This is a genomic window from 'Nostoc azollae' 0708 (assembly GCF_000196515.1).
GTDB lineage: Bacteria > Cyanobacteriota > Cyanobacteriia > Cyanobacteriales > Nostocaceae > Trichormus_B > Trichormus_B azollae.
Genome location: NC_014248.1, coordinates 3,805,490 through 3,817,628, shown reverse-complemented (window position 1 = coordinate 3,817,628; position 12,139 = coordinate 3,805,490). Strand labels below are relative to the sequence as shown.

Below are 12,139 nucleotides of genomic sequence, written 5' to 3'. Positions count from 1 at the left end.
AGGGGCAAAAGGTTATTCTTCACCTACACCCTTACACCCCTACACCCCTACACCCGTTCATCTATCTACTGTTGGAGGATCTAACGATGGGATTTTCTACAGAGTCTCGATACTGTTGAACTTCATCTGTATAGGCGATAGGAAGAACTGCTTCAACATTTTCATGGGGCCGGGGAATAATCACCCAGGATTCTAAGGTGCCACCATAAACATTTTCTGCAGCTTCGACACCAGCAGCCATAGCTGCCTTGACTTCAGAAACGTCACCACGAATATTGACTGTAAAGCGGGCGCTACCTACTCTGATGTAACCAACGAGGGTAACTCGTCCAGCTTTTACCATTGCATCTGCTGCTGCTAGTACACAGGGAAAACCCTTTGTCTCTAATGATCCAACTGCCTGTAGTGACACTATTAATCTCCTTTATGAATAAAATTATGTGCTACAAGTTAATTTGGGGAAGTTGCCTTCCTAAGGTTGCCAGTAAACTCACTTAAAAAATGCGGAAAGGTTCAGATTTTGAAGTGAAGTGGATGGGAAGAATAGTTTCCACATTTTCTGGAGGATTGGGAACTATGTAGTGAGTGATCACCTGACCACCATAAACTTCTTTTCCAGAAGCAATTCCAGCTGCAACTGCTGTTCTGACTTCTGCAACTTGTCCTCGGACAGCGACTAGTAAGCGTCCGCTTTCTGCAATGCCATAATATACGATTGTGACAGCGGCAGATTTGACCATTGCATCTGCTGCTGCTAGTACACAGGGAAAACCTAAAGTTTCAATTACGCCAACCGCCACTGGCATGGCTTGACTCTCCTGAATCAGCAATAAGTGATATTTATTGTACGAGGCTTTGGTCCCGATTATGACGTTTGGGAAAATTTTCTTTTTTGATTGTCAGTGGTCAGTTGTCAGGTAAACTGATGTTTATGTTTCCAAGTTTTTTACCTGCCGCAGTTGGGCAACTGAGTGAACCGACTTCTATCGCTTTGGCTCAAAGTATCCAAAGTCAGGCGATCGCAACTCCTTTAAGTCCTGAACCCATTACTACTACTTATGTACATCAAGGTAGTGGAGGTACACCGATTTTATTAGTTCACGGTTTTGATAGTTCTATTTTAGAATTTAGACGGTTGTTACCGTTGTTGGCCAGGAAGAACGAAACGTGGGCTATGGATCTATTGGGTTTTGGCTTTACAGATAGACAGCCGGATATTGCTTACAGCCCGGTGGGCATTAAAACTCATCTATATTTTTTTTGGAAAACCCTGATTAACCAACCTGTAATTTTAGTTGGTGCTTCTATGGGGGGTGCAGCGGCCATTGATTTCGCGCTGACTTACCCACAAGTGGTACAGAAACTGGTGTTAATAGACAGTGCTGGTTTAAAGGGCGCCTCGGCTTTGAGTAAATTAACGTTTGCGCCCTTATATTCTTTAGCGGCTGAGTTTTTGCGAAATGCCCAAGTGCGCAATCGCATTTGTCGTACTGCGTATAAAAACCCAAGTCTGATCTCCAGTGATGCCTTACATTGTGGAGACTTACACGTAAAAATGCCTAATTGGAATCAAGCGTTGATTGCTTTTACTAAAAGTGGCGGTTACAGTGCTTTTAAATTTAACCAGCTTGCACAAATTCGACAACCAACGCTGATTTTGTGGGGCGATACAGATAAAATTTTAGGAACCGGGGATGCTCAAAAGTTTAAGAAAGCAATTCCTCAAAGTCAACAGATTTGGATTAAAGATTCTGGTCATATCCCCCACTTGGAACAACCAGAAATCACAGCCCAACATATTTTAGATTTTTGAGGTTAGATTTTAATCGTACAACCAAGTGTTATTGGCAAAATCATCATTGGCTTGATTGGGAAGTTCCTGGAGTCTTTCAGGTGATCTGTATGACTTTTTAGGGTTAATGGATAAAGATTTGGAGATTTGTTTAACTGGTTCTCTAACTGCTTCCTTAACTGGTTCTTGAGGTTTCTTCAACACTTCAATTTCTGCTATTAATTGGGAATTATACTCGGCTAATTGCAAGGCTGTTTTCTTAGTTTCATGTAGTTCTGTAGTCAACCGTTCCACCAAAGCATTCTGTGTAGACAAATCTGCTTTTAAATCACTAATTTGCTCCCTGAGAGAAACTTCTTTTTTCTGTGATTTTTCCAGAGTTGTCGTCAAGTCTTTAATTGTGACTTCCAAATCTGCTTTAGTCGGATTTGTGCGCCTATTAGCAGTGGGTATATAATCTTCCGTAGTAGAAGAATGTTGTTCTACAACTTCTTGTGCAGTTACTTCAATTGCTGTTTCTCCCACCTGGGGTGTAAATCTTTGTACTTCTTCTTGTAGTAAATCAGAAAGATCTTTCTTAGCCATTATTTCCTCGAATCATACATTCCTTAAATTCATCAACCACACGACGGTAATCAGATGCAGCTTCCCGTGCGTTTTTTCCTCGCCATTGAGTAATTGTGACAACCTCAAGGGCCGCTCTTTCATCAGCTTTATAAGTACGAATGAAAGTATTAAAAACTAGAATACCTAGTTGTACAAGAATTATTTAAACCAATAATTCTCTGACGATGTAACCATTATAATCTCCTGCATTTAAATTCATATCTTTGACAAGATTTAGCACCTGTAATTACTTCACCTCTAGACAATGTGGCTAGATTTTTAACACCTAAATCTACACCCACAACACATCTAAATTTGAGATTGTCCGTTCTACTTTTATCTGAGAACTAATAAACAATCTGTCATCTTGAGGACTTATTGTTACTGATCTCGGTTTAACCTGTGGCAATCTTTCCTAGGTCTTTAATATAGATACCTATCTTGGGGACCTGAATTTTGTTATTACCTAGGATTTTTACAGTTCCTTCTAATGTAAAACTTTCATGCTTGCCTTTCTTTTTAAATCTTGGCACTCCTAAGATTTTTTGAAAATATCTATCCCAAGACTTTCTCAATGCTCTTAGTACTTCTTGAGGAGCAGATTTGGAAGATTCATAATACGATTAATTTTCAGGTTTTACTAATGCTACTTACGATTTATGTAACTCTATTGCTGTGGGAAATGTGATTTTATCGTCAGGTTTTTTTGGTTATGGTCTAATAATTGTTTAATTAATCCTAATCCCCAATTCCAAGCATGACGAGCTACTTCACAGTGTTTAACTATGTTTACTCCTAGATTCTCATTTAACTTTAACTCGGTTTTAAAGCCTAGTAGCAATATCTTTTGAGTCCTCCATTTTCTTGTTTCCATGACTTCTCTATCCATAAAGTCTAGCAGAGAATACTGTGATTATTTCTAATATATCTTGGACTAAATTCTCCCTAAGACTACTATCTTATGTGTGATTAATGATAACTACTTCTGTTCCAAATTGTTCACATAAACTAAAGATTAATTCAGTTCCAAATCTCAATAATCTGTCTTTGTGGGTAAAAACTAATTTTTCCACTTTACTTTTCAGTAATTAAGCGAATTAGTCTCTTTAATCCTCTTTTACTGTAATTCAATCCTGAACGTAAATCTTCAATGACTTCAAATTGCCAACCACGTTGAGCGCAATATAATTCCAGTACTTGTTTTTGGCGCTCTAAATAATCTTTTTGGTCATAGCTGGAGACTCTACAGTAACCAATGGTGTAAGATAATTCTGATTTTACTCCTAATAATTGAGCCAAATCATAACGTCTGTGTCCATTGGGAGTTATTTCAGGTATTAATTTAGCCTGTAATTCCCACGTCCTGACAGTGTAAATACCTATGGATTTTAAATTTGACGCCTCCGATATAGTTAATTTACTTATATTTTATATATAGCATACTTGTTGAGTAAATGTGAGTAGATTTAGAGAATTATTTTTATTCATTTCCCAGCTCCTTAACTGTGCGTATTGACTTTAGTTAACAGTACCCGATGGGGAGTAACCACGAGAATAGCAGCTTGTCTAACTATATCAATGAGAACAGTTCAGTCCATTGCTACTGGGGGTATGGGTAAAACCAAATAATCTGCAATCTCTACTACCTCTGCTAAAGCTTCAGAACGGAGTAGACCTGTCAGGAAAATTAGCTTGGTGTGAAAAAAATGGTAGAAGGGAATTTTGAGGGTGTACCAAAAGGGAAAATCCACTAAATTAACTATATTCAAGAATATCCACATCCTACAAAACAAATACTGGGAATAACTAACCATCAGTTTCAAGAGTTGTTAGCCCAAGGTGAAATGTGGCATAAAAAACTTCAAGGTGACATAGAAAGTAAAAACATAGGTATAAATCACAAAGGAGGAGGGGGGAAAGGCAAACTATAGATAAAACAACAGGTATGTCTATGCTTGTTCTATTGGAGGAAAATGCCACCATTTGAGGTTTTAGGTTTGCATTTCGGTATATGGAAAACGGAAGCAAAGGACACATTTCATTACTGGCTAGAGATATTAGGAAATGTTTCCCCTCCTAGTCTCCTTGAACAGCTAGAAAAACATGATAGCGATTATGCCATGGCGACTCAGAATAAAAGGCAGGAAACAAAGAGTTTTCCACCAAGGGTATTGTTGTTGAACAGGTCATTAGACTTGTAAAAATATTCCGGGTACCTCAACAAAGATTTCCCCTGAATTCCCCAATTTACTCACAAGTAATTCTTACTAACTATTTGTGGTTTAGTCACATTAGGAATTGGTTCATTAGTTTTGCCCATTTCATACATGTTATGGATATGAGGTCAGTTATGAATTTGTCATCAACATCTTCATGGATAGGGACTATCAGTTACTATTCCCAACCCTGATTTTTTCCTTGGCTCTTTCCTAATCTTAACACTATGGAAAGCCAGACACAGACTCGTTTCTAAATCTTCGAACGTGTCTAATTAGATGCTGTATAATTATTAAGGACTATAGAAGAAGAGTTTAATCTTGACATTTCTGATGCAGAAGCAGAGATTATCAGGACAGTTCAAGAACTCGTTAATTTCATTTCGTCTATCTAAATTAAAGTAACAGTAGTTCGAAATTTTTCCTAGTCTTGCTCTTGTAAAATACAAGAGATAAGCAAGCAGTAAGTTATTTAAAAATTACCTCTTCCCGAATTTCAATATCCAACGCACGTTGAACTTTCAAAATTTTTGTGAAACTAGAAGGAATTAGCATGTTGATTAGCCTCATCATGTTGAATCTGTTGTTCCTTCACGTTTGTTTGGTTTAAACGTTCCCCTAATTGTTCTTGAGTTAAACCGTGAACAATAAGAGCTTTAATTAAAGCTTCTGGTAATTATTCTAAAGGTTTACATTCTAACCTAGAATTTTCCTTGCTTTCAAATTTTTATATTCTTCTACTTGCTCTAATAGTTCTTCTAGTTCACCATTAAGTGAACCTAAATATGATTGATATCTTAACTTTTCATTTTTATTATCTTCGGGAGGTACTTTTTTTCTCGGATTTTCTATTGCTGATTGAAATTTTCTAATCTGAGCTTTAGTAATTATGTATTGACGTTCATTTTAAATCATACTTAACCTTTTGATTTACTCTTTATCTTGGTTAGCAATATTACCCTAGTTAGAGTAATATTATTTGGTTAATGTTCTACAAATCTATTGCAATTATGCCTATATATATATATATATATATATATATATTAAGATTCTTATCTTTTCGAAAAGATTCAAAAAAAGTTCATAATCATTGGCGTAAAGATAGACTTGAAAAATTTCACCTCCATAAGTCTTTGTTTGTGCTAATCTTTTATTCCTGCCAGCGCCAAGTAAATTTATATCTAACTAAAGATTGTAATATTCTGAAATCTACACCCTTCTCATCCCATAGAATATCAAACCATAGAAGATCAAAGTCTTTTGGATAGGTTTTTCTATTGAGAAAACTACCACCAATATAAATTCGATTAAATCCCGCTTATTTTAATATTTCACTAACTCTTTTCATACGTTCCAAAAGTTGTTGACGGTGTTCATTAGTTGACGGTGTTCATTAAAAGCTAGAACATCTTTGATCTCTTCCCAGGTGGAAACATAAATACTAGCAGGTAAATTTATTTCGATTTTGATCAAACTTTTGGGTTATTCTTACTTATCCTTGTTTTGTTAACTATAGTGAAAATGAGCATCTCCTTTATGCTTTATCTCTGAACCTCTAATAAATAATGTAACTATTACACAACTTTTTTGTTCTGTTGATCCTAGTGGGAAATTTACCCAAAAAAAACCGGGCTAACCGCTAATGCTTGGTTAACCCGTTCAGCTTTGGGAACGCACAGAGAAATTGTTATTGCAATACCAACTTAACGTTGGCATTTTGCAGGCCGCGCTGTTTTACTTCAGCCAAAGTCTTGTTAACGGCGTATTTTTGGTTAATAGAGTTAATCAACTCCGTTTGGTTGTGCTTCTTAGCAACGCCCCACAGGTCAGCGATTAGGTCAAAAGAATCATCGCTATTACGAGACCAACCTAAATCGTACTCGCCTTCCAATACAGCAACAATGTCGGAACGTACACGCTGACCGTTATAACCACGAACATCAGCGTCAGTCTTTAGGCTGATACCCAGGTCGCGCAAAGAAGCTTTGAGGATTTCGGCATCGGTGATTTTAGTACGCAGAGTGCTAAAGTGAGACATTTGGGTTTCCTCCAATGAGAAGATTGATGAGAAAAACGACAACAGTTTCTTTTTCAGCGAAGCCGCAATAATTGGGAAGCGGCTTTTTTCCTGATCTGTTAGCCTTCTGGCTAACCTTTCCCCTCTGGCATACAGAGGAAAGCTTTTAGAACTCCATTCGCTGATATTCAGCGACAGAGGATGCTGCGGGTCTGGCACGCTGTCTGGCCCAGTCTCTTAAAGCTGTGACCTGTTCTTGCATCGTTCGTGACAGCGGTAAAGTAGACTTCAATGCAGCAATAATATCTAGTTGGGTGAACTCCCGATCTTGGGCGAAAGCTTCATACATCGCCGCCACTATCGCCTGTTCAATTTCTGCCCCAGAAAAACCATCAGACATTTTTGCTAGTTGTTCCAGATCAAATCTAGCAATATCTTCACGGCGTTTGGTCAGGTGAATGTTGAAGATATCCTGACGTTCTTCAGGTGTGGGCAAATCCACAAAGAAAGTTTCATCAAAGCGACCTTTTCTCAAAAACTCCCCAGGTAGGCGTTCTACCCGGTTAGCAGTCGCCATTACAAATACTGGAGATTTCTTTTCTTGCATCCAGGTGAGAAAAGAACCAAAAATTCTGCTTGATGTCCCCCCATCGGAATCACCAGAACCTGCACTACCAGCGAAGGATTTATCCAATTCGTCGATAAACAGAATCGTTGGGGAAATTGATTCTGCTGTTTTCAGCGCGTTCCGCAAGTTTGCTTCACTCCGACCCACCATTGAGCCGTCGTAAACACGCCCCATATCTAATCGCAAGATTGGTAAACCCCACAGACGGGAAGTAGTTTTGGCAATTAGCGACTTACCACAACCAGGAACACCAAGAATTAACATCCCTTTAGGCTGGGGCAAACCATACTCTCTCGCTCTTTCTGTAAAGGCGTTAGAGCGTTGTTTTAGCCACTTTTTCAACTCTTCCAAACCGCCAACTGCTTCAATAGTTTCATCTTCTTCGATGTACTCTAGAATACCGTTACGGCGGATGAGTTGCTTTTTCTCAGATAAAACTATATCTACTTCATCTTCCGTTAAGCGTCCAGTTGTCACCTGAGCCTTACGATATACTTTCTCAGCTTCATCTTTAGTTAAACCTAAAGCTGCTCTAAGAAGCCTTTCTCTGGCCTCAGTTGTTAACCTGCGACCACGATGCTGCTCTTGATGCTGAGTTAAAACTTTGTTTAACTCTGACATATCCGGCAGTTGGAAGTCGATGACAACAACTTCTTTTTCTAGTTCTATTGGTACTTGCTGCATGGGAGACATCAAAATGATGTTCTTTTGCATTCCCTTAAAACTAGCAATCGCATCCCGAAGCGATCTCGTTGTTGCCGGAGCATCAATAAAAGGATGTAAATCTTTAAGTATAAATATACCGGGTTCTTTATGCCGAATTATCCACTCAATCGCCGCCTCTGGCGAAACGGTATTATGCTGAGTGACATTCCTGGGTTGACCGTACTCCACAATGCCGTGAGTTACCGTCCAAACGTAAACTCGTCGCTGAGGCTTTAACAATTGAGCGATTGTATGGATTGCTTGCTCTGCCCGTTCTTCCTCGGAGGTCACAAGGTATATTAAAGGGTATTGAGCTTGAATGAGAATATTGAGCTCTTCTTTCATACTATCGACCTACTTGAGACCTTATAGAGACAGTCAGTACAATCATCGCCGTTAATTAAAGACAAACTATGAACTTATCCATTCATAATTCCTAACTAGCAGGGGACTAATTCTTCCTCACCCTTGGGATGGGTTTGATCTTGTTCAATTTCATCAATGGGTAGATGATCTTGACCAATTATTCCTGGTTGATTGGCCAAAGTTACTAATTCACCATCTCGTAAAATTAGCGAACCTTCACAAATTGGACAGGAATATACCCTGTGCGTTCTGCCATAACTGCCATAAGAAGACTCTTCAAACTCTTCTACTAATTCTGAGTTGGTGAGGTAAAAATTAAGAGCGCGTTCTGCTAGGTCTGACATCGGTTCAGAGTCAACTGCGGAACGAATCTTCAGCCTTCTATGTAATTCCGGCGATAAATACAATGTTACCTTTTGCTTAGTTTGCATATAACTTATTAACGGTCTTACCCGGGTATGTATCTCACCTTATCGCCTCCTTTTTTCCTTGTCAAGACCGCAAGACGTTTTGACAGCTATTTCGTTATATATCTTTATATAAGTCAGGAGTTAGGAGTCAGGAGGATAAGAAAATAATTTCCAATGCCCAATGCCCAATGAAAATCTGAGTTGCAAAGCCAATCAGAATATACTGAAAGTAAAGTAGGGTAAAGGGTGTGACTTATGTCTATTGCTGTGTTAAAAACTCGCAGATGGATGCGAGTAATAGCGGGTGCAGTCTCCAGTATTGGCACTATTGGCACAGCAATTATTCTGTCTGAGTGTAATATCACCAATATTTATGCATCCGAAGTTACGTGGAAAACTTACAGCAACACGCAGTATAGTTTTGAGTTTCCCTATCCCAGCAATTGGAATTCTTCAGGAAATTCTGATAACAACGATGGTATTGCCTTTGTTACACCAAATAACAGGAATGTAGAGATGCGGGCGTGGGCTAGTAAGCACTTAGAAGTTAGTATTCACGAACAATACTCAAGAGAGCAGACAGAGAATTTTCAAACTGCTGAGGGAGTTTTTGGAGTGCTGTCTGTAGAGGTTGGTCAACAAACTACTTCTATGACACTGACCATAACTCAAGGTCAGGTGAAATATAATTGGCGGGGAGAAAGCAACAGCAAGGAATTTAAAGAGTACTATCGTTTGTTTTATTACATTGCCCAGCAGTATAAAATCAATTAAAAATTAAAAATTAAAAATTAAAAATTAAAAAAACTCCTGCCTTTTGCCTCCTGCCTTCTACCTGAACTGACCAGAATTAATGAGCGAGAGGGGACAGAAACCTGATAGATTTAGCTATCAGCGAGTAAAAACTGGTAAAAATGAAAGTCCTGGTTATTGGTGGCGATGGGTATTGCGGTTGGGCAACTGCACTCTACCTTTCTAATCGAGGTTATGAAGTTGGAATTTTAGACAGTTTGGTGCGCCGGCACTGGGATAATGAACTCGGTGTTGAGACTCTAACCCCAATTGCACCAATTCAGCAACGTCTCCAGCGATGGCAAGATTTAACTGGTAAATCTATCGACCTGTTTATCGGCGATATTACCAATTACAGTTTTCTGCACAAAGCTTTGCACCAATTTCAGCCAGATGCCATAGTACATTTTGGTGAACAGCGTTCAGCACCCTTTTCCATGATTGACCGTGAACACGCGGTACTCACTCAGGTTAACAACGTCGTTGGTACTTTGAACTTGCTATACATCATGAGAGAAGATTTCCCAGATTGTCATTTGGTGAAATTGGGAACAATGGGTGAGTATGGTACACCGAATATTGACATTGAAGAAGGTTATATCACTATTGAACACAACGGGCGTAAGGATACATTACCTTATCCTAAACAGCCCGGATCAATGTATCACTTAAGCAAAGTTCACGATAGTCATAATATTCACTTTGCTTGCCGGATTTGGGGTTTACGGGCAACAGATTTAAATCAAGGTATAGTTTATGGCGTTCTCACCGAAGAAACGGGGATGGACGAACTATTGATTAACCGCCTTGATTATGATGGTGTATTTGGTACAGCATTAAACCGTTTCTGCATTCAAGCTGCCGTAGGACATCCCCTCACTGTCTACGGTAAAGGTAGACAAACTCGCGGCTTTTTGGATATTCGGGATACGGTACGATGTATTGAACTAGCGATCACAAACCCAGCCCAACCAGGAGAATTCCGCGTATTTAACCAATTTACCGAAATATTCAGCGTTGGTGACTTGGGAATGATGGTCAAAAAAGCTGGTAACGCAATGGGGCTAAATATATATATCAACAACATTGATAACCCCAGAATTGAAAAAGAAGAACACTATTTCAATGCCAAAAACACCAAACTCTTAGATTTAGGTTTAGAACCTCACTATCTCTCAGATTCTTTACTTGATTCACTGTTAAACTTTGCTGTCAAGTATCAGAAGCGGGTTGATAATAACCAAATTCTGCCTACAGTCTCTTGGCATAGAAAATAACTTGTGACTGGGGATTGGGGACTAGGGATTGGGAATAAATTAATTCACTCCCATGACCCCATCCTCACAAGGGTAAGTATCACCCCCATAACCCTCATCTCCTCTGCCTCGAGCTTTCTAGTCTTTTATGAGAATTGCCCTATTCACCGAAACTTTTTTACCCAAGGTTGATGGGATTGTTACCCGTCTACGTCACACTGTTGATCATCTCCAACGGGATGGAAATCAAGTCTTAGTATTTGCCCCGGAAGGTGGAATTACAGAACACAAAGGAGCGAAAGTTTTCGGAGTTAGTGGTTTTCCTTTACCTCTTTATCCAGAGTTAAAATTAGCTCTGCCTCGTCCTGCCATTGGTCATGCTTTAGAAGAGTTTCAACCGGATATTATTCATGTTGTCAATCCTGCCGTTTTGGGATTATCGGGTATTTTTCATAGTAAAGTCTTAAAAATTCCTTTGATCGCTTCTTACCATACCCATTTACCTCAATATCTACAACATTACGGTTTGGGGATGCTAGAAGGATTACTATGGGAATTGCTTAAAGCTGGACACAATCAAGCAGCCTTAAATTTGTGTACCTCGACAGCGATGATAGAAGAACTCTCTGAACATGGGATTGAAAGATTAGATTTGTGGCAACGGGGAGTAGATACAGAATTATTCCATCCTAATTTAGCCAGCGAGGAAATGCGATTACACCTCACGCAAAATCATCCAAAAAGCCCCTTGTTGCTGTATGTTGGTCGTCTTTCAGCCGAAAAAGAAGTTGAACGCATTAAACCCATCTTAGAAGCCATTCCTGATGCACGATTGGCATTAGTAGGAGATGGACCAAACCGCCAAAATTTAGAAAGGCATTTTGCAGGTACAAATACTCATTTTGTTGGTTATCTGATGGGTAAAGAGTTGGGTTCAGCTTTTGCCAGTGCGGATGCTTTTATTTTTCCTTCCCGTACAGAAACATTAGGCTTAGTGCTACTAGAAGCAATGGCCGCAGGTTGTCCAGTAGTTGCAGCCCGTTCAGGTGGCATTCCTGACATTGTTACAGATGGTATAAATGGTTATCTTTTTAACCCAAAAGCTGATATTCAAGAGGCTATTGATGTTACTATCAAGTTGTTAAAACAAAGACAAGAAATAGCGATTATCCGTAAAAACGCCCATACAGAAGCAGAAAAATGGGGATGGGCTGCTGCTACACGACAACTACAAGATTACTATCAAAAGGTAATAGGAGTCAGGAATCAGGAGTCAGGAGTCAGGAGTCAGGAGAAGATTCATTAACTTTTGCCTTTTGCATTTTGCCTTTTGCCGTTTGCTACTGATAAC

15 protein-coding genes and 1 pseudogene are annotated in these 12,139 nt (G+C 39.2%); 5 read left to right on the top strand and 11 right to left on the bottom strand.

What is annotated here, in order from left to right; genetic code table 11:
* Positions 1–61 precede the first annotated feature (61 nt).
* Positions 62–412, bottom strand: coding sequence for a carbon dioxide-concentrating mechanism protein CcmK (locus tag AAZO_RS17875; RefSeq protein WP_013192313.1), 351 nt, complete (start codon positions 410–412; stop codon positions 62–64).
* Between the two features lie 82 nt (positions 413–494).
* Positions 495–806 (bottom strand): carbon dioxide-concentrating mechanism protein CcmK, encoded by a 312-nt coding sequence (locus AAZO_RS17870; protein ID WP_013192312.1) that lies wholly within the window; start codon positions 804–806, stop codon positions 495–497.
* 125 nt (positions 807–931) lie between these two features.
* Between AAZO_RS17870 and AAZO_RS17865 the strand changes: the two genes are divergently transcribed.
* Positions 932–1,813, top strand: coding sequence for an alpha/beta fold hydrolase (locus tag AAZO_RS17865; protein WP_041643399.1), 882 nt, complete (start codon positions 932–934; stop codon positions 1,811–1,813).
* Positions 1,814–1,822: 9 nt separating this feature from the next.
* On the opposite strand, the gene AAZO_RS17860 is transcribed toward AAZO_RS17865, so the two are convergent.
* The 5 genes and pseudogenes from AAZO_RS17860 to AAZO_RS42745 all read right to left on the bottom strand — a co-directional run bounded on the left by AAZO_RS17860 (position 1,823) and on the right by AAZO_RS42745 (position 4,149).
* A complete protein-coding gene (locus tag AAZO_RS17860; RefSeq protein WP_013192310.1) occupies positions 1,823–2,377 on the bottom strand; it encodes a hypothetical protein in 555 nt (184 codons plus the stop codon).
* A gap of 416 nt (positions 2,378–2,793) precedes the next feature.
* Positions 2,794–2,973, bottom strand: coding sequence for a hypothetical protein (locus AAZO_RS39115; protein ID WP_049790800.1), 180 nt, complete (start codon positions 2,971–2,973; stop codon positions 2,794–2,796).
* Between the two features lie 92 nt (positions 2,974–3,065).
* Positions 3,066–3,272: a helix-turn-helix domain-containing protein gene (locus AAZO_RS39110; RefSeq protein WP_228371273.1), complete on the bottom strand. Its 207-nt coding sequence runs from the start codon at positions 3,270–3,272 to the stop codon at positions 3,066–3,068.
* A gap of 7 nt (positions 3,273–3,279) precedes the next feature.
* Positions 3,280–3,823 (bottom strand): annotated as a pseudogene (locus AAZO_RS17850) (IS607 family transposase).
* Positions 3,824–3,987: 164 nt separating this feature from the next.
* A complete protein-coding gene (locus tag AAZO_RS42745) occupies positions 3,988–4,149 on the bottom strand; it encodes a hypothetical protein (RefSeq protein ID WP_187289515.1) in 162 nt (53 codons plus the stop codon).
* A gap of 180 nt (positions 4,150–4,329) precedes the next feature.
* Between AAZO_RS42745 and AAZO_RS35590 the strand changes: the two genes are divergently transcribed.
* A complete protein-coding gene (locus AAZO_RS35590) occupies positions 4,330–4,599 on the top strand; it encodes a helix-turn-helix domain-containing protein (protein WP_228371737.1) in 270 nt (89 codons plus the stop codon).
* Between the two features lie 1,165 nt (positions 4,600–5,764).
* Here AAZO_RS35590 and AAZO_RS43985 read toward each other — a convergent pair.
* The 4 genes from AAZO_RS43985 to AAZO_RS17825 form a co-directional block, all read right to left on the bottom strand.
* Positions 5,765–5,917: a hypothetical protein gene (locus AAZO_RS43985; RefSeq protein WP_420807071.1), complete on the bottom strand. Its 153-nt coding sequence runs from the start codon at positions 5,915–5,917 to the stop codon at positions 5,765–5,767.
* 384 nt (positions 5,918–6,301) lie between these two features.
* Complete coding sequence (locus tag AAZO_RS17835; RefSeq protein ID WP_013192307.1) at positions 6,302–6,652, bottom strand: DUF1257 domain-containing protein; 351 nt, start codon at positions 6,650–6,652, stop codon at positions 6,302–6,304.
* Between the two features lie 145 nt (positions 6,653–6,797).
* Positions 6,798–8,309 carry a stress-responsive protein Ycf46 gene (ycf46, locus tag AAZO_RS17830; protein ID WP_013192306.1) on the bottom strand — a complete coding sequence of 504 codons (1,512 nt, stop codon included), beginning with the start codon at positions 8,307–8,309 and terminating at the stop codon, positions 6,798–6,800.
* A gap of 95 nt (positions 8,310–8,404) precedes the next feature.
* Positions 8,405–8,761, bottom strand: coding sequence for a slr0373 family blue light stress response protein (locus tag AAZO_RS17825; RefSeq protein ID WP_013192305.1), 357 nt, complete (start codon positions 8,759–8,761; stop codon positions 8,405–8,407).
* Between the two features lie 234 nt (positions 8,762–8,995).
* Between AAZO_RS17825 and AAZO_RS17820 the strand changes: the two genes are divergently transcribed.
* From AAZO_RS17820 to AAZO_RS17810, 3 genes are all read left to right on the top strand, one after another.
* Positions 8,996–9,514 (top strand): hypothetical protein, encoded by a 519-nt coding sequence (locus AAZO_RS17820; RefSeq protein WP_013192304.1) that lies wholly within the window; start codon positions 8,996–8,998, stop codon positions 9,512–9,514.
* A 140-nt stretch (positions 9,515–9,654) separates the two neighbouring features.
* Positions 9,655–10,809, top strand: a complete 1,155-nt coding sequence (locus tag AAZO_RS17815) for an NAD-dependent epimerase/dehydratase family protein (RefSeq protein WP_013192303.1) — start codon at positions 9,655–9,657, stop codon at positions 10,807–10,809.
* A 127-nt stretch (positions 10,810–10,936) separates the two neighbouring features.
* The gene (locus AAZO_RS17810) at positions 10,937–12,094 is read left to right on the top strand and encodes a glycosyltransferase family 4 protein (RefSeq protein WP_013192302.1); all 1,158 of its coding nucleotides are present in this window, start codon (positions 10,937–10,939) and stop codon (positions 12,092–12,094) included.
* Positions 12,095–12,139: the final 45 nt, after the last annotated feature.

Bases quoted from the DNA above. Each gene is read 5' to 3' on its own strand.
- AAZO_RS39110 (WP_228371273.1), bottom strand. From the start codon at position 3,272: ATGGAAACAAGAAAATGGAGGACTCAAAAGATATTGCTACTAGGCTTT.
- AAZO_RS17865 (WP_041643399.1), top strand. From the start codon at position 932: ATGTTTCCAAGTTTTTTACCTGCCGCAGTTGGGCAACTGAGTGAACCG.
- AAZO_RS17820 (WP_013192304.1), top strand. From the start codon at position 8,996: ATGTCTATTGCTGTGTTAAAAACTCGCAGATGGATGCGAGTAATAGCG.
- AAZO_RS17860 (WP_013192310.1), bottom strand. From the start codon at position 2,377: ATGGCTAAGAAAGATCTTTCTGATTTACTACAAGAAGAAGTACAAAGA.
- AAZO_RS17870 (WP_013192312.1), bottom strand. From the start codon at position 806: ATGCCAGTGGCGGTTGGCGTAATTGAAACTTTAGGTTTTCCCTGTGTA.
- AAZO_RS17810 (WP_013192302.1), top strand. From the start codon at position 10,937: ATGAGAATTGCCCTATTCACCGAAACTTTTTTACCCAAGGTTGATGGG.
- AAZO_RS17815 (WP_013192303.1), top strand. From the start codon at position 9,655: ATGAAAGTCCTGGTTATTGGTGGCGATGGGTATTGCGGTTGGGCAACT.
- AAZO_RS17825 (WP_013192305.1), bottom strand. From the start codon at position 8,761: ATGCAAACTAAGCAAAAGGTAACATTGTATTTATCGCCGGAATTACAT.
- AAZO_RS17835 (WP_013192307.1), bottom strand. From the start codon at position 6,652: ATGTCTCACTTTAGCACTCTGCGTACTAAAATCACCGATGCCGAAATC.
- ycf46 (WP_013192306.1), bottom strand. From the start codon at position 8,309: ATGAAAGAAGAGCTCAATATTCTCATTCAAGCTCAATACCCTTTAATA.